Genomic DNA, 19,588 nt, shown 5'->3' with positions numbered 1-19,588 from the left:
CGCTGCCCCGCGCCGCCGGGTGCCACACCTGCGCCGCTGGGCCGCGCCGCCAAGCGCCACACCCCCTACTGCTGCGCCCGCAGCCGCTCCCACTCCTCGAGCAGGGCGGGCATGCGGTCGTTCATGAAGCGGTAGAACCGCCCCATCTCATCGATGCGCTGCGATGCCGCCGACGCCGCATCGCCGATCGCCCGCACCCCCTGGTCGGCCAACGCCGCGAGCAGCAGGTACACGGGGTTCTGGTTCACCGACGCGGCGTACCAAGGGTCGTCGGGCAGCTCGTAGCGGTCGCGGCGGCTGCCCGACTGGGCGACCCGGCGAATGATTCCCGTCGTCTGCAGGTAGCGCACCGCGCCCGAGATCGCGGCTGCGCTCACTCCGAGCTGGTCGGCCAGGGCGGCCGCCGTGAGCCCGCCCTCCTCCGACGCCATCAGCGCCATCAGCACCCGCGCCGGCATCTTCGGAAACCCCGCATTCGTGAGCGTCGCCGCCGACTGCTCGACGAACCCCGTCACCGCCTCGTCGTCGCGCGCCACTCACACCACCTCCCGGCGACGGATGACCGCCGCCGCCCCCGCCGCGGCGAGTGCCGCGAGCGCGAGCATCCAGTATCCACCGCTCCAGTCTGAGGCCGCCGCAGGGGAGTGCGCGAACGGCGACACGTCTCGCAGCCACTGCGGGATGCCCAGCAGCGCACCGTACAGCCCGAGTGCGGTGCCGGCGGCGAGCGCGCCCCAGCCGACGGCGATGGTCGCCCGTGGCACCAGGCTGAACACCAGCGCGAGGCCGCCGAGGTATAGCAGCGCGGCGGTCAGCTGCGCGAGGGCCGCACCGAACACGTCGCCCGCAGTGGCTGAGCCCGGCGTGGCTCCGGCCGGCCCGGCGTCTGCCCCGAGCAGCGCTGCTGCGACCAGCGCCGCCGACCCGAGCACCACGATCACCGCCACGGTTCCGACGATCAGGTAGCCGAGCATCCACGTCGCCCGCGACACCCGCGCGGCCAAGACCAGTTCGGCCGTGCCTGCGGTCTGCTCCTGCCGCAGCCGGATCACCGCCTGCACCGCGCTGCCCGCCGCCAGCACGCCGATGATCGAGAAGACCGCCCTGACGAAGAGGCTGACGATGCTGGCATTCGGGTCGCCGCCGCCGATCTGCCGCAGCGCCGCCGCATCGGAGTTCACCGCCGACTGCACCGCGGGCCCCAGGGCGCCGACGAGCGCACCGAGGGCCGCGCCGCCGACCGCCCAGCCCACGATGGTGGGCCACTGCAGCCGCCACGCCAGCGCGAGCGGTGAGGCGAGCAGGCGGCGAGCGGATGCCCGTGCGGCCCGTGCACCGAGCAGACTCGCACCACTGTCGCGCGACGCCTGCACGGCGAACGCCGAGGCGACCAGCACTGCCGCCCCGGCCAGGTCGAGCAGCAGTGGCAGCGCGTTCGCCGTCGTGAAGGGGTGCACCTGGTGCCCCCAGCCGATGGGCGATAGCCAGCTGGGCCACGCGCTCGTCACGTCGATGCCGGCCGCGCCGGTGGCGCCACCGAGCGCCCCGACGGCGTTGCCGATGCCCGCGAGCAGGTACGCCGCCCCGACGAGTGCGGCCGCGACGCCGTTCGCGCCGCGCGACGTGCGCATCACCTGGGCGACGAGCAGTGCGGCGCCGACGAAGAAGATGCCCACGCCCGCCAGCGCCGCCCCCGTGAGCAGCGACCCGGCCACGTCGGCGCCGCTCGTTCCCGAGCCCACCCCGATGGTCAGGAACGCGAGGGCCACCACCACCCCGAGCGCCACGTTCGCCAGCACTCCGACGATGACGGTCGCCACCGTCGGCAGCGTGCGGGCGGCCGGCGTCGACGCGATCAGCTCGGCACGCCCCGTCTCCTCTTCTGCCCGGGTGTGGCGCACGACCAGGAACGTGCTCATCAGCCCGGCGAGCACCGCCAGGAACGCGAACAGCTCGAAGAAGGCGAACCCGCCGGTGGAGGTTCCGTCGGGCAGCCCCCGCAGCACCAGAATCGTGGGGTTCGCCACGGCGACCTGCAGGATGCCCGCCCGATCCTGCGGCGTGCCGTACGTCTTGACCACCGACGCCACCGACCCCGCCGCGAGCACGCCCGTGCCGAGCACCCAGATCAGCAGCTGCGCCCGATCGCGTCGCAGCCGCTGCCGCACCAGTACCTGGAGCCGCCCAGCCCGCCCGGCGCTCATCAGAGGTCGTCGCCGTAGTGCCGCAGGAAGAGCTCTTCGAGCGAGGGCGGCGTGATGGTGAGCCCGGTCACGCCGAGGGCGCCGAGAGCAGGCAGCACCGAGGCCACGTCGTCGCTGTCGACCGTGAAGTGCACCCGGCGTGCGGCGCGTTCGTCGGTCGCGCCGTCGGCCGCGCTGCCGTCGGCCGTGACGCGCGCACCCTGCGCCTCGGTGACCCCGCGGCCCACCTCGGCGACCCCACGGCTCGCCTCGGTGACCCCGCGCCCCACCTCGGCGACCCCGCGGCCCACCTCGGTGCGCAGATCGTGGGCGTTCGGCAACGACGCCAGCTGGGCATCCGTCAGCCCGCCCCTGGCGAACGAGACCTCGGTGCGGGTGAGATGCCGCAGGTCGGCGAGTGTGCCGGTCTCGACCGTCTTTCCGGCCCGCACGATGCTGACCCGGTCGCAGAGCAGCTCGACCTCTGACAGGATGTGGCTCGACAGCAGCACGGTGGCGCCCTCGGCCGCCACCCGGGCGATCTCGCGACCGAACACGGCCTCCATCACGGGGTCGAGGCCCGAGGTGGGCTCGTCGAGAATCAGCAGGTCGGCGGGTGTCTGCAGTGCTGCGATCAGCGCCACCTTCTGCCGATTGCCTTTCGAGTACGCACGGCCCTTCTTCGTCGGGTCGAACTCGAACGCCTCGATCAGCTCGTCGCGGCGCCGCCGAACCGCCGCGGCCGAGCCCCCGCCGAACCCGCGCAGGCGGCCGAGCAGGTCGACCGCCTCGCCCCCGGTGAGGTTCGGCCACAGGTTCACATCACCCGGCACGTAGGCGATGCCCCGGTGCAGCTGCACCGCATCGCGCCAGGGGTCGCGCCCGAAGACTCGCGCCGACCCGCCGGTGGCACGGGCCAGCCCCAGCAGCACGCGGATGGTCGTCGACTTGCCGGCCCCGTTCGGCCCCAGAAAACCGTGCACCTCGCCCTCGGCGACCCGCAGGTCGAGCCCGTCGAGTGCCCGCACCCGACCGTAGTGCTTCTCGAGCGACTGCGTCTCGATGGCGATAGTGCCTGTGCCCATGCGCGGCACACTACGCTCATTTCACAAATTTGTGAATAGTGTGAAGGTGCGGTCGTGGAGCGCCGGCGAAGCCGACACCGCCAGCGGCGAAGCCGACACCGCCAGCGGCCAGCGGCACCGCTAGAGCGGCAGCCCGTCGTCGTCGGCGACGTCGACCCGGTCGGCGCCGGGCGGCACGTCGGGCTGAGTCGACGCCACGGCCGCGCTCATCGGCGGTCGCGCCTGCCGGGGGTGCACTTCGGCGCCCCGGGCGAGATGCACCTCGAGCGGCTGCCCCGCATCCGACTGCTTCTCCGACGAGATCCAGATCGACTCGGGATGCACGTCGTCACCCGCACGAACGTCTTCGGCCGTGCGCAGCTTCGCCACGCGCTGGATGAGCGTGCCGAACCCGATCTTCACGAGAACGTCGGCACTGCAGAGCGCGATCTGCATGGTGGCAGCCCAGCCGCCGCCCGACCCGTACACCTGGATGAGGAACACGGCCGGGTAGACAACCCAGCCCGCCAGCAGCAGAATCGTGGCGCTGCGCATCAAGCCCGCCGCCCGCGGCGTCACCCCGGGCAGCGACCGGCGAACGGCCCTGATGAGAATGATGTTGGTCAGCACCCAGAACACGCAGGAGATGGCACCGAAGGTGAGCAGCGTCGCCCGGTCGGTGCCGCCGTTGATGACGATCGCGCCGAGAAACCCGGTGAAGATCATGGCGAACGCCGAGCCGCCCGCGGCGAACTGCGTGCGCCGGGCACCCGCCCCGATCACCGTGCACACGGCGAGCAGTTCGAGGCAGAGCAGCGGAACGCTCACCGACCACTCCATGTACCTCAGCGACCACAGCGACTCGGCCGCGTCGCCCGGCACGTAGCCGCCCGGCGTCTTCCTGTAGGCCGAGGCGAAGGTGAGGATCAGTAGCAGGTAGGTGAGGGTGGCCACCGCCGTGATCGACAGGCGGGCGATGACGGCGGGCCGGAATCGCGAGCCCACCTCGCTCTGCGTCACGATGCCACGTACCAGCCCGGCGAACAGGGCGAGAGCGGCCACCGTCAGAAAGTAGAACACCAGCTGGTATTCGGCGGGAGTCAGGGTCGCTTGCCAGGGTGCCACGGCGTCGTCCTATGCTCGGGGTCGTTGGGTGGGGGCAGGATGCCCGGCGGTGCCCGGCTCGGGAAGGAAGAACAACCCGCTGCCGCTGTTCGCCGACTCCATCAGAACGTCGATCCATTCGCGGTTGATCGCCGGAACCCGCGAGCCGAAGTAACGGTAGTACAGCGTGCTCGACGGGTCGAGCCAGATCGAACTGCGCCCGCTGCCGATGTCGGCCGAGTCGTTCCACGAGAAGACGAAGCTCTCGCGTCGGCGCAGCTTCGCCGTGATGACGATCTGCAGGTGTTGCAGTGCCCGGTCGTCGAAGCTGATCTCGATGCTGGGGCTGCCGTAGAGCAGGAGACCCACTAGCTGGTTGCCTTCATACCCTCTAAGCTACGCGAACCACGGGCCCCCCACCGACCCGCCCGCCCCGGGCCGAGGGGGGACTTGTGCCCGGCAGCTCCCGCCCGATAATCTTCGGCCGCCCACGCAGATTGGCGGGTTACAATCGTGCGCACACATCGAAAGTTGAGCACAATGACCAACCTCGTAGACGAGCAACCGTCGGGCCGGTCGGTCAGTGGTGACCTGGCCGACTTCGGCCGTCTCTCGGCCGCCATTCTCGACAACCTCCAGCGCGTCATCAACGGCAAGGGCGAGGTCGCCCGGCTCTCGCTCGTCGTGCTGCTGGCCGAGGGGCACCTGCTCGTCGAAGACGTTCCCGGGGTGGGCAAGACCACCCTCGCCAAGGCGCTGGCCCGCTCGGTCGGCTGCTCGGTCAGCCGCATCCAGTTCACCCCCGACCTGCTGCCCTCCGACGTGACAGGGGTGTCGATCTACAACCAGCACGAACGTGAATTCGAGTTCAAGCCGGGTGCCGTCTTCGCCAACATCGTCATCGCCGACGAGATCAACCGCGCCTCACCGAAGACCCAGTCGGCACTGCTGGAGTGCATGGAGGAGCGGCAGGTCTCGATCGACGGCCAGACCTACTTTCTCGACGCCCCGTTCAGCGTGGTCGCCACGCAGAACCCCATCGAGATGGAGGGCACCTACGCCCTGCCCGAGGCGCAGCGCGACAGGTTCATGGTGCGCGTATCGATGGGGTACCCGGATGCCCGTGCCGAACTCGCCATGCTGCACAACCGTGAACTGCAGAGCCCGCTCGACCAGATCGACGCGGTGGTCAGCCGCGAGCAGCTGATGCGCATGATCGAGACCGCACGCACGGTGTTCGTCTCACCGGCGGTCGAGCAGTATGCCGTCAACCTCGCCCAGGCCACCCGTCGAGACCCCGACATCAGGCTCGGCGTCAGCCCCCGCGCGACGCTGCACCTGGTGCGCGCGGCGAAGGTGAGCGCGGCCCTCGAGGGGCGCGACTTCGTGCTGCCCGACGACATCGATGAGCTGGTCATCCCGGTTCTGGCGCACCGCGTCTTGCTCACCAGGCGTTCGCTGGCCGACACCCGTTCTGGTCACCAGCCGGGTTCGTCGGGAACCCATCGGGCGGTCGACGACGTGCTGCGCCGCATCGTCGCCAGCACCCCGGTGCCGTTGGTGGCGGCGCGGAAGGCCTGACGTGCGACGCGTGCGGCAGGTGCTGCGGGTTCTGCCGCGGCTGACCATGCGCGGCTGGGCGTTCGTCGCGGTGGGAGTCGCCCTGTTCGTGGCGATGGAGGTGCTGCAGCGGCGCGAATTCGCGTTCGTGGGCATCTTCGTGGTGGCGCTGCCCGTGCTGGCGGCCGTCGGCGTCACGCTGTATCGCCTGCCGTTCACCGTCGAACGCCGGTTCGCCCCCGAGCTCGCCGCGGCGGGCAGTGACGTGCTGGTGAGCGTCATCGTGCGCAACTGGGGCCGGCTGCCGGGCCCCGCCGTGTCGTGGGCCGACGCTGTCTCCGCCCCGCTCGAGGGCGTCGCGCCGACCCCGATGCCGCGCCTGCCGGCGTACCGCAGCTCGATCACCGACACCCCGCAGCCGACCGTTCTCGGCTACTCGCTCGAGGCCAGCCACCGTGGGCGGCACAGTGTGGGGCCCCTCGTGCTCTTCATCACCGACCCGTTCGGCATGGCGGTCGCGCGCAGACAGATCGGCACCGCCGATGAGCTGCTCGTCACCCCGTCGACGGTCGCGTTGCCGCAGGGCGCCGTGCGTCTCGCCTCGGGCTCGGGCCAGGCGCACCAGTCGCGCCGGCTCGGCGCGGGCGGCGAGCACGACGTGATCTCGCGCAAGTACCAGACCGGCGATTCGATGCGCCGGGTCAACTGGTCGGCGACGGCCAGGTTCGGCGAGCTGATGGTGCGGCAGGATGACCAGCAGAACGATCAGCATGCGGTGGTCATCCTCGACCGCGCCCGTTCGAGTTACGGCGTCGACGCCCGCACGCCCGAGGCCGGCGCAACAGCTGCGTCGTCAGGCCGGCCCGAGTTCTCCGAGGAGTTCGAGTGGGCCGTCTCGATGTCGGCCTCCATCGCCCTGCACCTGCTCGGGGAGGGCTTCCACCTGCGGCTGTTCGACCACACCACGGGTGACGCCGACCGGTTCGAGCCCGAGGGCGGCGGCTACGACCTGCTGCTGCACGCAGCCAAGCTCGGTCTCGATGATGCCCAGACGGTCGACTTCCGCGCCGCCCTCGGCCCCGCGCTGGGTGCGGGGGCAGACCTGCCGCCCGTCTTCGCGGTCGTCGGCAATCTCTCCGCCGCCTCCGCCGCATCGCTGGCCGCCGCCGCGCGCTTCGCCGCCGGCGCCGTGGCCATCATCGTGGTCGAGACCGACACCCCCGAACCGCCAGACTGGGCGCTGGCCCTGCGCGACACCCTCGAGGCCGCCGGCTGGATCGCCCAGTGCGTGGCCTCCGACGAGCCGCCGTCGGCCGCCTGGGGCAACCTCGACGGCGAACGGCTCGTGCTGTGACCCGGGCTCGTGAGGCCGCGTTGGCGCCCCTCGTCTTCCTGTTGCTGACGCTGCCGCTCGGCGGTATCGGTGCGCTGCTGTCGGGCGACGGGTGGTGGTGGAGCACGGCGTTCGTGGTGTTCGTCGTGGTCGCCGTGGCGGCCTTCGTGCGCCTGCTGCCCGTGCCCGCCATCGTTCCCTCGATCGCCGCGTTCATCGCCTGGGCCATCACGATGACGGTGATGTTCGCTCCCGCCGAGGCCCTATTGGGCTTCATCCCGAGCTTCGACACCATTCGCACCGTGCGCCGGGCGCTCGCCGACGCGGGCGCGTCAATCGCCGTGCAGAGCATCCCGGCCGACCCCGTCGCGTCGATCGTGGCCCTGCTCGGGCTGTCGTTCGGACTGCTGGCCCTGCTGGCCGATGCTCTCATCTTCGCGGTACGGATGCCCGCCCTCGCCGGCCTCGTGCCGCTGGCGATTCTCTCGGTGCCCTACGCCATCCACCAGCAGGCCTTCGACACGGGCCTCTTCGCCCTCATCGCCGCCGTGTACCTGCTGCTGCTCTGGCTGGCGGCGCGCTTCGGCATCGGAGCACGCCTGCCCGAGCCGCGCGCCCTGCGTTCGGCCGTCAGGTCGGGCCAGCACGCGGCGCGCGCCGTCGTGGCCGGCGCCCTGGCCGTCCTCCTCGCCGTGGTGCTGCCGGCGGTGACCCCCGGCCTCACACCCGAGTCGTTCCACCAGCCCGTGGCCGCTCAATTGCCGTCGGTGTATTCGAGCGGCGTCGACCCGAGCATCCAGCTCGGCCTCGATCTGCGCCGAACGAATCCCGTGCTCTCGCTGTCGTACACGACGACCTCGACCTCGAGCCTGTATCTCAAGCTGGTCGACATCGACGACTTCACCGACACGGCCTGGCAGCCCGAGGCCACCGACACCTCGCACGCGCTCGATGCGGGCATCGATGCTCCGGTCGGCCTGGCCGCCGACGTCGCGACGACGCCCATCACCACCACGTTCGACGTGAGTGGTCTGCGCAGCGACTGGCTGCCGCTGCCCTACCCGGTGACCGACGTCACCGGCCTCGACGGAACCTGGAACGTGACCCCGGGCAGCCTCACCCTGACGAGCCTCGACAACAACTCCGACGGGCAGCAGTACCAGGCGACCAGCCTCGACGTGCTGCCGACCGCCGCGCAGCTCGAGTCGGCCTCGACGACGGTGCCCGACGACATGGCGGCCTACGTCGCGCTGCCAAGCGACATCTCGCCGTTCATCCGCAACACGGCACGAAGCGCCACCTCGGGCGCGACGTCGAACTACGACAAGGCCGTCGCCCTGCAGCGCTTCTTCACCTCGGGCGACTTCACCTACTCGACCACCGCGCCGGTCGAGGGGCACTACGACGGCGGCAACTTCGCCGCGGTGGCGACGTTCCTGTCGGCCAAGAGCGGCTACTGCATCCACTTCGCGTCGGCCATGGCGGTGATGGCGCGCACGCTCGGAATCCCGTCGCGCATCGCGATCGGCTACCACCCGGGCAACGCGACCTCCGCGCAGCCGAACGGAACGACCACCTACAACGTCTACAGCGACCAGCTGCACGCCTGGCCCGAGCTGTGGTTTCCGGGCGTCGGCTGGCTCTCATTCGAGCCCACCCCGGGTATCGGGCTCGTGCCGCCGGCCTACTCGCTGTCGAACTACGCGGCCATCTCGGCGGCGGCACCGGTGCGCGACAGCGCCGGCAACACCGCTGCTCCGACCGCCCCGAAGTCGCAGGCAGAGACCGACGTGGGAGCGAACCCGGTGCTCGACCCCCAGGTTCAGGCCGCCGCGCAGGGCCGCGCCTGGCTGATCGCCCTGGTCATCGTGGTGCTGGCCGTGCTGCTGGCGCTGAGCCCGGCCCTGGTGCGGCGGCTGCGCCGCCGCCGCCGGCTCCGGCAGATGCTGAACGCCCCCGACCCGGCGACGCTCGGCTGGCAGGAGATCAGCGACACCGCGAGCGACTACCGGTTCGACGCGGCCCAGGGCGAGACCGCCCGCATGTTCGCCGGGCGCATCGGGCACCTGTACCACATGCCCGCCAAGCCCGTCGCCGATCTGCTGGCGGTGCTCGAGCATGAGCAGTTCGCCCGCGGCGGAGCCGGTGACCTCTCGCCTGAACGCCGCGCCGAGCTCGTCGCCGACGTTCGCGCCATCATCACCGCCATCAGCGCGCAGGCGAGCACGGCAGACGACCGGCGGGCGCTGTTCGTGCCGCTCTCGCTCTGGGCGCGCATCCGGGCCCTCTAGGCACCCACAGACCGCCACTCCGCATCAGTCGCCCCGCGCCCGCCATCCTGCATCAGCCGCTCCGAGCCCGCCACCCGAGCCCGCCACCTGCGCCCGCCACCCGCACCTGCCACCCGCACCCGCCGCCCCGCACCCCCAGCGCCGCACCCGCCGCCCCGCGGCAGCCACCGTGCGCCCTCACGCCGGGCCAGCGGCGAGCCGCGCGCGCAGCGCCATCGCGTCGACGGGCGACCTGACCTTGGTGTCGTTGTCGAAGTAGACGTACACGTCGCGCGGAGTGGCGTCGGGGGCGGTGGCGCCGGTCATCCACCCGCGCACCTCATCGGCCCAGGCGTCGAGGGCCTCTTCGGTGTACCCGCTCACGTACAGTTCATCGGCCCCGTGCAGCCGCACGTACACGAAGTCGGCGAGGCCGGTCTCGCGCAGCATGGGCCAGCGGCCGGCCGTGTCGGCAACGACGAGTGCGACGCCGTGCCGCTGCAGAATGCGAAAGCAGTCCGGGTCGTCGAAGCTGTCGTGCCGCACCTCGAGCGTGTGCCGCAGTGGATGGTCGGGGCCGTCGTCGAGCCAGAACCGGTCGTTCATGCGGGCGTCTTTGTCGCGGCCGAGCTCGAGGGCCGCAGCGCGGGTCTGCGGCAGCTGGGCGCAGAACTGCTCGAGCACCTCGGCGTCGAACGTCACGCGCTCGGGCAGCTGCCACAGAAACGGACCGAGTTTCTCGCCCAGCGCCAGCACGCCCGAGGCGAAGAAGTTGGCCAGTGCCTGGTGGGCGTTCTGCAGCTTCAGCATGTGCGTGATGAAGCGGCCGCCTTTCACCGAGAACACGAAGTCGTCGGGCGTCTCGGCCTTCCAGCGCAGGTAGCTCGACGGGCGCTGCAGCGAGTAGAACGAGCCATTGATCTCGATCGAGTCGAGCCGCTCGGCCGCGTACTCGAGTTCGCGCGCCTGGGGCAGGCCCTTCGGGTAGAACGTCGAGCGCCAGGGCGGGTAGCGCCACCCCGAGATGCCCACGAACGACGTGCTCACGGTCGGCGCCCGCTCACGGCTTGGTGAGTGCGTCGGCGGCCCGCACCAGTGCGAGGTGTGAGAGCGCCTGCGGGGTGTTGCCGGCCTGGCGGCCGCCCTGCACGTCGTATTCCTCCGAGAGCAGCCCCACGTCGTTGCGCAGCGCGAGCAGACGTTCCATCAGGTCGCGGGCGTCGTCTTCCCGCCCGGTCTTGGCGTACTGCTCGACGAGCCAGAACGAGCAGGCGAGAAACGGATGCTCGCCGGCGGGCAGCCCGTCGACCCCCGTCTCGGTGCGGTAGCGCATGAGCAGGCCGTCGTGCATCAACTGCTTCTCGAGCGCGGCGACGGTGCCGAGCATCCGGGGGTCGTCGTAGGCGCAGAAGCCGACCTGGGCGAGTTGCAGCAGCGAGGCATCGACGGCCGTTCCGTCGAACACCTGCGTGTACGTGTTGAGTTCGGTATTGAAGCCGTGCTCGTCGATCTCTGCGCAGACCTGGTCGCGCAGGGTGCGCCAGGTCTCGACGGGGCCGCGCATGCCGAAGTCTTCGACGGCCTTGACGCCCCGGTCGAGGGCGGCCCAGATCATCGCACGCGAATGGGTGAAGTACTGGTTCTCGCCGCGGATCTCCCAGATTCCCGAGTCTTTGCGGTCGAGGTTCTGCTCGGTGAAGGTCAGCAGAGCGCGCTGCAGGGCCCATGCGTCGAGATTGCCGTCGACGCCGGCGATGCGCGCCTTGTGCAGGCCCACCATCACCTCGCCGATGACGTCGGCCTGGTACTGCCCGACTGCGCCGTTGCCGATGCGCACCGGCGTCGCGCCCTCGTAGCCGGGCAGGCTGTCGATCTCGCGTTCGGGCAGCCAGCGTTCACCCGCGATGCCGTACATGATCTGCAGGTCGTTGGGGTCGCCCGCGATGGCTCGCAGCAGCCAGGCCCGCCAGTCGTCGGCCTCGGTGCGAAAGCCGTGGTCGAGCAGCACCGACAGGGTCAGCGACGCGTCGCGCAGCCATACGTAGCGATAGTCCCAGTTGCGTTGGCCGCCGAACGACTCGGGCAGCGAGGTGGTCGCGGCCGCCACGATTCCGCCGGTGTCTTCGTGCGTCAGGGCGCGCAGCACGAGCAGCGAACGGAGGACCGCAGCCTTGTAGGGCCCGTCGTGGGTGCTGTTCGAGCCCCACGTCTCCCACCAGTCGGTCGTGTCGGCGAGCACGCGGTCGACGTCGGCGGCCGGCGGGGGAGTGCGGTGCGACGGAAACCAGGTCATCACCGTGTCGACGATCTCGCCGGCGGCGACGGTGAACTCGCGGCCGTGCGAATGGTTGCGCGCCGTCAGCTCGGGCCCGCGAAAGATGAGCGCGTCGGGCCCCGCGATGGCGATCAGCGAGGTCACGGTGTCGCGGCCGTGGCCCTCCTTCATCTGCCGCACCCACGGAATGGCGGTCGAGTAGCCGAACCGCATGCGCAGGTCGACGGTCATGTCGACGCTGCCCGAGACGCCCCGAACGCGGCGCACCACGTCAGCCCTTCGGTCGCCGTGCGGCATGAAGTCGGTGACCTCCACCACGCCGGTCGGCGTCGTCCAGATGGTGACGAGAATGAAAGTGTTGCCCGTGTACTCGCGCCGGGCGTGTGCCTTCGGGTCGGTCGGGGCGATCATCCACCGGCCGTTGTTCTCGTCACCGAGCAGGGCTCCGAAGGTCGACGGTGAGTCGTAGCGGGGCAGGCACAGCCAATCGATGCTGCCATCGCGGCCCACCAGGGCGGCGGTGTGGCAATCGCTGATGAGTGCGTAGTCTTCGATGGCGAGCGGCATGTCACCATCTTGCCCCGGCACCCTGCTACTTCTCTTATTCTCCGCCTAGGCTTGACCGGTGAGTTTCGACCCCGCATCCTCCCTCCTGACCAGCGCCAGCAGCATCGTCAGCGATGAGCTGCTGCAGCGCATCCGTTCGCGTGCCGCAGGGTACGACGCCGCCAACGAGTTCTTCACCGAAGACCTGGCCGAGCTGAAGGAGGTCGGCTACCTGCGCATGTTCGCTCCCACCAGCGTCGGCGGCCTGGGGTTCGGCCTCGAACGGGTGGCCCGCGAACAGCTGCGGCTGGCGACGGCGGCGCCGGCCACTGCGCTCGCGATCAACATGCACCTGGTGTGGACGGGGGTGGCGAAGACGCTGCTCGACCGCGGCGACGACTCGCTCTTCTGGCTGCTGCGCGAGGCGGCCGAGGGCGAGGTGTTCGCGTTCGGCAACAGCGAGGCGGGCAACGACCTCGTGCTGTTCGGCTCGCGCACCCGCGCCGAACCCCAGCCGGGCGGCTCGTACCGGTATTACGGCACCAAGATCTTCACGTCGCTCTCGCCAGCGTGGACAAGGCTGGGCATCTTCGGCCGTGACGACAGCAACCCGGCGGCGCCGCTGCTGGTGCACGGGTTCATCACCCGCGAGACGCCCGGGTACAGTATCCTCGACGACTGGAACACGCTGGGCATGCGCGCCACGCAGAGTTCGACGACCGTGCTCGACGGCGCAGAGGTGCCGCCTGACCGGGTCTTCCGCAAGCTGCCCGCCGGGCCGGTGGCCGACCCGCTGATCTTCGCCATCTTCGCCAACTTCGAAGTTCTGCTCGCCGCGGTCTACACCGGAATCGGCGAGCGGGCGCTCGAGCTCGCGGTCGAGGCAGCCAAGCGGCGCACATCGATGAAGAACGACGGGCGGCCGTACAGCGACGACCCCGACATCCGCTGGAAGGTCGCCGAGGCCGCGATCGCGCAAGACGGCATCTACCCGCAGCTCGACGCGCTCGCGCGCGACGTCGACGAGCTGGCCAACCACGGTGCGCAGTGGTTTCCGCGGCTCGTCGGCCTGAAGGTTCGGGCGACAGAGAACGCGCGATTCGTGGTCGACCAGGCGCTGCGCGTCTCGGGCGGCTCGTCGCTCGCCTCGTCGAGCGAGCTCGGCCGGCTGTACCGCGACGTGGTCGCCGGCATCTTCCATCCCTCCGACGGCGAGTCAGCGCACTCCACCGTCGCCAACGCGTGGTTGGGGCCCGTGTCATGAGCATCGTCACCTTCGACGGCCACACGCCCGCCATCGACTCCGCCGCGTGGGTCGCCCCCTCGGCGACGGTGATCGGGCAGGTCACCGTCGCAGCCGAGGCGAGCATCTTCTACGGTGCCGTCGTGCGTGCCGACTCCGTGGGCATCACGCTCGGCGCCGGCAGCAACCTGCAAGACAACGTGGTCGTGCACGGCGACCCGGGCTTCCCGGCGGTCATCGGCGAAGGCGTCAGCGTGGGCCACGGCGCGGTCGTGCACGGCTGCAGCATCGGCGACAACACCCTCATCGGAATGAACGCCACCGTGCTCAACGGCGCGATCGTCGGTGCGGAGTGTCTGGTCGCCGCCGGTGCACTCATCCTCGAGGGCAGCGTCATTCCCGACGGTTCGCTCGTTGCAGGCGTGCCCGGCAAGGTGCGGCGCGAACTCACGGCCGACGAGCGTGCGGGGGTGCGCCGCAACGCGGCGACCTACGTTGCGCTGTCGGCGCGACACCGGGCGCTGCCGGGTGGGGCTGTCGCCGCCGCTGGTTCCGGCGGGGCGGGTGTCGACGGGACTGCAGCGGCCGACGCGCCCGGCGCGGCGGGCTCCAGCGGGGTCACCGGATGATCGTTCGCCGCGCTCGCGCTGCGACCCTGCTGTTCGCCACCCTCGCCCTCGCCGGTCTCGCGGGGTGTGCCGGGTCGCCCGGAGCAGGCGGCTCCAACGCCACCTCGGGTGCGCCATCTGCTGCTCCCTCGGGCCCTTCGGCCGGAGCTTTGAAGCCACCGATCACAGCCGCGCCCAGCCCTGCCCCCACGCGTTACCTGCCGACCCCCGCCGAGCTCGACACGATATATGCCACGACGCGCATGCACTCGATGAGCCTGACCGACGAGATCTCGACCATGTTCATGGTGCAGGTCGGCGGCACCGACCCTGCCCCGATGCAGGCCTACCTGCAGGCCAACCACCCCGGCGGCTTCCTCCTGCTCGGCAGCAACGTTCCAGGGTCGGCCGAGGCTCTCGCGGCCCAGCTGGCCGGCGTCGGGCTGACGCCCGGCCTCGACCCCCTCATCTCCATCGACGAAGAGGGCGGCGACGTCGCCCGCCTCGGCCAAGACACCTTTCCCGGAGCCGACCAGCTCAAGTCGATGCCGGTCGAGGCGACCGCCGACGCCTTCACCCAGCGCGCGGCGCTGCTCGACCAGGCCGGGGTCTCGGTGAACTTCGGCACCGTGGCCGACGTCACGAACGACCCTGCTTCGTTCATCTACGACCGGGTGCTCGGCACTGATCCCGACGCGGCGAGCCAGCGGGTCGCCGCGTCGGTGGGTGCCGAGAACGGCACCGTGTTCAGTACGCTCAAGCACTTTCCGGGTCACGGCGAGACCGAGGCCGACTCGCATTCGAGCATCCCGACCACCGACCTGAGCCTCGACCAGTGGCAGGCTCGGGATGCCCCACCCTTCGCCGCGGGAATCACCGCCGGTGCCGAGCTGGTCATGTTCGGCCATCTCGTGTACTCGTCGGTCGATGCGGCACCCGCCTCACTGTCGGCCCGCTGGCACCAGGTGCTGCGCGACCAGTTCGAGTTCACCGGGGTCGCCGTGACCGACGACATGCTGATGCTGCAGGATTCGGGGCAGCCGCAGTACGCCGACCAGGCGGCCAACGCAGTTCAGGCCGTCGCGGCCGGCAACGACCTGCTGCTCTACAACAGCGCGGTCGACATGGCTCCGCTGGTGGCCGCGATCGCGGCGGCAGTGCAGTCGGGGCAGATCCCGCAGCAGCAGATCGACGCCTCGGTGGTGCGGGTGCTCACGCTGCAGCGGGCCGCGTGGGAGCGGAGCCACCCGGGCCAGTAAGGCGGGTGGCGTGCCGTGCTCGCCGGGTGACGTGCCGTGTTCGACCGCGTCGCGGGCGGCGCACGCGGGAGGGTGTGCGTGTCGGGGGTGGGTCGTAGGCTCGAGGGGAACACCGAGGAGGGCAGCCATGTGCGGCAGGTTCGCCATGAACAAAGAGACCGATGACCTGATTCTCGAGTTCGTCGCGCGCGGCGGCGACCCGCAGGAGTGGCGTCCGAGCTACAGCGTGGCACCCACCGACGATGCCCCGATCATCCGGCAGCGGGCGCCCCGATCGAGCGATCCGGCTGATGGTGCGGGTGCCGGTGCGGGTGCGGGTGTGAGCGACGAAGCCGAGCGCGAGATCGAGCTGGCGCAGTGGGGGCTGAAGCCGGCCTGGTCGAAGCCGAAGGGGCCTGCCCCGATCAATGCCCGGCTCGAGACCGTGGCGACGAACGGAATGTTCCGCAGTGCGTTCGCCTCACATCGGTGCATCGTGCCGATGATCGGGTACTACGAATGGCAGCAGTGGGCCGACGGCAAGCAGCCGTACTTCATCCACGGCGAGACCGACGTGCTGGCCGCGGCCGGCCTCTACAGCGTGCGCAAAGAGAACGACGAGTGGAAGGTGACGTTCACCATCGTCACCCGCGAGGCGGCCGATGCGTCGGGTGAGGTGCACGACCGCATGCCCGTCTTTCTCACGCCCGACCTGTGGAGCCCCTGGCTCGATCCGGCCAAGATCACCGACCCCGACCCGGTGATCGCCGCGCTCGACCGCAGCTCGCTCGCCGTGGCGCGTTCGATCACCACGTATCCGGTCGCCCGCACGGTGAACAACTCGCGCACCCTCGACCCGGCCGACGCGGCCCTCATCGACCAGATCGCCGTGACACCGCCCGCGGGCTAGCGGGCCACGCGCAGTTCGGAGTCTCTGCTGCTCGAGCCTGCGCCCGTGCTGCAACGGGCGCCGACGAGGCGCGGGCGTGCCGTCGGGGGTGGGCGACGTCGGGCCGGGCTGTCGGTGTGGGTGACGTCGGGCCGGGCTGTCGGGGTGGGTGACGTCGGGCCGGGCTGTCGGGGGTGGGCGACGTCGGAGCGGGCCGTCAGGCGCTGACTGCGCTCACGGCTGCGTCTTCGAGGGCGGGCAGCGCCGCCGAGATGAGCGACAGCTCGTCGTCGGACTGCTCGGCGAGCATCGCTAGCACCCGCGCAGTGCGCGCGGAACGGGCATCCGCCACCGCATCGAGCCCCCGGGGCGTGGTGCGCAGCAGAAACGAGCGGCCGTCGAGAGGGTCTGGCGCTCGCTCGACCAGGCCGCGGTTCTCGAGATCGGCCACGATGCGCGTCATCGTCGGCGCGGCCACGTGCTCCAGCCGGGCGAGATCGCTCGGCCTGATCGGCCCCGAGTTCTTCACGCTCGACAGCGCCGAGAGCAGCCCGTGGCTCAGCTCGTCGCCGACGGGGCGGATGCGCCGGCTCAACCTGCTGATCACCAGGGTGAGGCGTTCGGCGACTTCGTCGCGATTCAACTCGGTCTCAGGCATTTTTCGACCCTACACCGCGAGCATGTGGTGGGTCATGCGGGGGGCGAGTGTCGACGGATTCCCGCGCCAGGGCTATCGCCTGCCCACGATCCCGCAGCTGCAGCTTGGCGAACAGTGAGTTGATGTGCGTCTTCACAGTGGCAACGCTCACGAACAGGCGCGCCGCGATCTCGGTGTTGTTGAGCCCCTGGGCCATCAGCTCGAGCACCTCGGCCTCCCGCTGCGTGAGCTGCGTGAACCGGCTCCGGATGCCCGGCAGCGCACCCGCGCCCGCTGCCGCTGAGGCATCCACACTCGCGGCCGTGGGTGCACCCACGTCGGCCCGGGCGCCCGCAGCCGCCGGGGCATCCGCGTCGGCCCGCGCGCCCGTAGCCGCTGGGGCGCCCGCGTCGGCCCGCGCGCCCGCACCCGCCGGGGCACCCACGCCCTCGGCCGCTCCGTCGGCCGGCGGCGGCGGGGCGAAGCTGCCGATCACGCGCGCGGCGATCTCGGGGGCCAGCGTCGTCTGTCCCGTCGCCACCGCCCGGATGGCCGCCGCCACCTCACCCCTCGACGCGTCTTTCGTGAGGTAGCCGCGGGCCCCGACGCTCAGCGCCCCCGCGATCGACGCGTCGTCGGCGAACGTGGTCAGCACGAGCACGGCGGTCTGCGGACGGTTCGCCACGATGAGGCCGGTCGCCTCGGCACCGCCCATCACGGGCATCCGCAGGTCGAGCAGAACGACGTCGGGGGAGTGCTGTGCCGCCAGGCGCACGGCCTCTTCGCCGTTGGCCGCCTCGCCCACGATCTCGATGTCGGGCAGCAGCGACAGCACCGTCACCAGCCCGTCGCGCACGATGGCCTGGTCGTCGGCCACGAGCACACGGATCGGGTTCGTCGTCATGATCCCAGCCTCTCAGACCCGGCCGTAGGCGCGTCTGCTGCGGGTGATTCCGCGCGGCCGGGCACCTGGGCGTCGACGACGAACGGGCCTCCGAACGCCCCGACCTCCGGGTGGGCGGGCACCTGGGCGTCGACGACGAACCGGTCTCCGGATGCCCCGACCTCCGTGTGGGCGGGCACCTGAGTGTCGACCACGAACCGGCCTCCGGATGCCCCGACCACCAGCCGCGCACCCGGCAGGCGGTCGAACCGCTCACGCATGCCGGACAGCCCGTGGGCAGCGCCGGTGCTGCCGAGCGCGTCGAGCGGGCCGCCGAGCGGATTGCTCACAATGGCTCGCACCCATGCCCCGTCGCCGCCCCCGCCCGCGGTCACCTCGACTTCGACCGCAGCCCCGGCGGCGTGCTTGCGGGCATTCGTCAGCGCCTCCTGCACGGCGCGCCGCAGTGCCGCGGCGGCGTCTCCCGACATGACCAACGCCTCCGCGCCGGTCGCTTCCCTCGTGTCCGTTTCCGCTCCGGCGCTTGTCGCTGCTCGTACACCCGTCTCCGCGCCAGCACCTGCTTCCGCGCCCATCTCAGCCCCGGTCGCTGCTCTCGCGTCCGTTTCCACCCCGGCGCCTGCCTTCGCCCCCGTCTCCACCCGCGCTCCTGTCGCTGCCCGTGCCGTCGTCTCTGTTCCAGCCAGCACCCCACCTACGTGCAGCCTCACGGCGGCGCCGAGCCGGCGCTCGGCCGCGACCAGGTCTTCGATGCCGGCGATGAGGGCGTCGGCCGCGACCGGTGGTGCTGCAATCGGCTCCCGCAGAGCATCCACTGCCCGACGCGCCTCGTTCAGACCAGACGCGGCGAGCTTGCGCGCGTCGCGCACCCGGATCTCGGCCGCCGCGGTCTCGCCCGCCTCGAGCAGGGCGTCGACGGCGTCGAGCTGGATGACGAGCCCGCCGAGGCTGTGGGCGAGAAGGTCGTGGATCTCGCGGGCGATCTCCTGACGCTGCGCGAGCGCATCGAGCGCCGCGAGCTTCTCCCGTGCGGCCAGGCGTTCCTCGCGCAGGGCCTCGGCCTGCGAGTCGGCGAGACGCAGCTGTCGGCGGCTGAGCCCGCCGAGGGCAGCGATGACGATTCCGCCCTCGATGGCGAGCAGTCCGAGGGCCGAGATGCCCGACGGCGATGCGGTGAGCGCGTCGCCGTCGGCCGGCCCGACGATGGCTCCGAGAGCCACCAGCGCGAGGGAGGCCAGTGTGAGTGCGCCGCCCCACCAGAGCGGCCATCGCGGGGTACCGATCACACGCAACAGTGCAGCTACCGTGAGGGCGACGCCGAGCCCGAACGTCGGAGCCGCGATGAACGCGCCGCACACCGCCATCACCGCGCAGAGCACCGGCAGCAGCCAGCTCCCCGCTCCCGTCCGGCCCACCGGACGCTCGGCGTTCCGTGCTCCTGCCGACCCCGCAACTGTGCCCGCCCCAGCCTCACGCTCGCCAGCCGGTACTGCCCCCGAGCCCCCGGCCGAGCCGCTCCTCGTCTCGACGACCGACACCACCACGACGCCCACCCAGGCCAGGAGCCCGACCACCCCCAGCGCAAGCCGCCCCGTCCCGAGCAGACCGGTGTACGAGGCGAACAGCGCATACGTCACCACCGCGACGCCGAAGAGGTTGAGCAGCACGCTCAACCATCCGGTGCGCAGGGGCGGGTTCATCGCTCCATTCTCGTGCAGTGCCTGCGCCGGCGCG

Annotated in this window: 17 protein-coding genes; 7 read left to right on the top strand and 10 right to left on the bottom strand. The window is 71.2% G+C overall.

Going from position 1 to position 19,588, the window contains the following annotated elements:
- Positions 1-65 precede the first annotated feature (65 nt).
- From V3W46_RS05405 to V3W46_RS05385, 5 genes are all read right to left on the bottom strand, one after another.
- Positions 66-536 (bottom strand): GbsR/MarR family transcriptional regulator, encoded by a 471-nt coding sequence (locus V3W46_RS05405; protein ID WP_331782076.1) that lies wholly within the window; start codon positions 534-536, stop codon positions 66-68.
- Positions 537-2,204: an ABC transporter permease gene (locus V3W46_RS05400; RefSeq protein WP_331782075.1), complete on the bottom strand. Its 1,668-nt coding sequence runs from the start codon at positions 2,202-2,204 to the stop codon at positions 537-539. It lies immediately after the preceding gene.
- Positions 2,204-3,268: an ABC transporter ATP-binding protein gene (locus tag V3W46_RS05395; RefSeq protein ID WP_331782074.1), complete on the bottom strand. Its 1,065-nt coding sequence runs from the start codon at positions 3,266-3,268 to the stop codon at positions 2,204-2,206. Before V3W46_RS05395 ends, V3W46_RS05400 begins: the two co-directional genes overlap by 1 nt.
- A gap of 120 nt (positions 3,269-3,388) precedes the next feature.
- Positions 3,389-4,372, bottom strand: coding sequence for a bacteriorhodopsin (locus tag V3W46_RS05390; protein ID WP_331782073.1), 984 nt, complete (start codon positions 4,370-4,372; stop codon positions 3,389-3,391).
- Between the two features lie 9 nt (positions 4,373-4,381).
- Positions 4,382-4,720, bottom strand: coding sequence for a DUF7882 family protein (locus tag V3W46_RS05385; RefSeq protein WP_331782072.1), 339 nt, complete (start codon positions 4,718-4,720; stop codon positions 4,382-4,384).
- Positions 4,721-4,891: 171 nt separating this feature from the next.
- Here V3W46_RS05385 and V3W46_RS05380 point away from each other — a divergent pair, with 171 nt between their 5' ends.
- Genes V3W46_RS05380 through V3W46_RS05370 form a run of 3 tightly spaced genes read left to right on the top strand, consistent with a single transcriptional unit; the run spans position 4,892 to position 9,535 of the window.
- Positions 4,892-5,932, top strand: a complete 1,041-nt coding sequence (locus V3W46_RS05380; RefSeq protein WP_331782071.1) for an AAA family ATPase — start codon at positions 4,892-4,894, stop codon at positions 5,930-5,932.
- Between the two features lies 1 nt (position 5,933).
- Positions 5,934-7,265, top strand: a complete 1,332-nt coding sequence (locus tag V3W46_RS05375; protein WP_331782070.1) for a DUF58 domain-containing protein — start codon at positions 5,934-5,936, stop codon at positions 7,263-7,265.
- A complete protein-coding gene (locus tag V3W46_RS05370; protein WP_331782069.1) occupies positions 7,262-9,535 on the top strand; it encodes a transglutaminase family protein in 2,274 nt (757 codons plus the stop codon). The genes V3W46_RS05375 and V3W46_RS05370 overlap by 4 nt, the downstream gene beginning before the upstream one ends.
- A gap of 177 nt (positions 9,536-9,712) precedes the next feature.
- Here V3W46_RS05370 and V3W46_RS05365 read toward each other — a convergent pair whose 3' ends face one another.
- Both V3W46_RS05365 and V3W46_RS05360 read right to left on the bottom strand, forming a co-directional pair.
- Positions 9,713-10,561, bottom strand: coding sequence for a DUF72 domain-containing protein (locus tag V3W46_RS05365; RefSeq protein WP_331782068.1), 849 nt, complete (start codon positions 10,559-10,561; stop codon positions 9,713-9,715).
- 13 nt (positions 10,562-10,574) lie between these two features.
- Complete coding sequence (locus V3W46_RS05360) at positions 10,575-12,356, bottom strand: glycoside hydrolase family 15 protein (protein ID WP_331782067.1); 1,782 nt, start codon at positions 12,354-12,356, stop codon at positions 10,575-10,577.
- A 58-nt stretch (positions 12,357-12,414) separates the two neighbouring features.
- Between V3W46_RS05360 and V3W46_RS05355 the strand changes: the two genes are divergently transcribed.
- From V3W46_RS05355 to V3W46_RS05340, 4 genes are all read left to right on the top strand, one after another.
- Entirely contained in the window at positions 12,415-13,599 is a 1,185-nt protein-coding gene (locus V3W46_RS05355) for an acyl-CoA dehydrogenase family protein (RefSeq protein WP_331782066.1), read from the top strand.
- Positions 13,596-14,207: a gamma carbonic anhydrase family protein gene (locus V3W46_RS05350; protein WP_443069936.1), complete on the top strand. Its 612-nt coding sequence runs from the start codon at positions 13,596-13,598 to the stop codon at positions 14,205-14,207. The genes V3W46_RS05355 and V3W46_RS05350 overlap by 4 nt, the downstream gene beginning before the upstream one ends.
- Positions 14,204-15,445 carry a glycoside hydrolase family 3 N-terminal domain-containing protein gene (locus tag V3W46_RS05345; protein WP_331782065.1) on the top strand — a complete coding sequence of 414 codons (1,242 nt, stop codon included), beginning with the start codon at positions 14,204-14,206 and terminating at the stop codon, positions 15,443-15,445. Before V3W46_RS05350 ends, V3W46_RS05345 begins: the two co-directional genes overlap by 4 nt.
- Before the next feature lie 127 nt (positions 15,446-15,572).
- Positions 15,573-16,334: an SOS response-associated peptidase gene (locus V3W46_RS05340; protein ID WP_331782064.1), complete on the top strand. Its 762-nt coding sequence runs from the start codon at positions 15,573-15,575 to the stop codon at positions 16,332-16,334.
- 196 nt (positions 16,335-16,530) lie between these two features.
- On the opposite strand, the gene V3W46_RS05335 is transcribed toward V3W46_RS05340, so the two are convergent.
- From V3W46_RS05335 to V3W46_RS05325, 3 genes are read right to left on the bottom strand one after another with little or no spacing between them, the layout of a single operon-like run.
- Complete coding sequence (locus tag V3W46_RS05335) at positions 16,531-16,971, bottom strand: MarR family winged helix-turn-helix transcriptional regulator (protein ID WP_331782063.1); 441 nt, start codon at positions 16,969-16,971, stop codon at positions 16,531-16,533.
- Positions 16,964-17,854: a response regulator transcription factor gene (locus V3W46_RS05330; RefSeq protein ID WP_331782062.1), complete on the bottom strand. Its 891-nt coding sequence runs from the start codon at positions 17,852-17,854 to the stop codon at positions 16,964-16,966. The genes V3W46_RS05335 and V3W46_RS05330 overlap by 8 nt, the downstream gene beginning before the upstream one ends.
- Positions 17,851-19,554, bottom strand: coding sequence for a histidine kinase (locus tag V3W46_RS05325; RefSeq protein ID WP_331782061.1), 1,704 nt, complete (start codon positions 19,552-19,554; stop codon positions 17,851-17,853). Before V3W46_RS05325 ends, V3W46_RS05330 begins: the two co-directional genes overlap by 4 nt.
- Positions 19,555-19,588: the final 34 nt, after the last annotated feature.

It is taken from the genome of Subtercola sp. YIM 133946, assembly GCF_036553535.1.
In the GTDB taxonomy this organism is placed as follows: Bacteria; Actinomycetota; Actinomycetes; order Actinomycetales; family Microbacteriaceae; genus Subtercola.
Note: the sequence above shows the minus strand (reverse complement) of the source record. Positions and strands in the feature narration are given on the sequence as shown.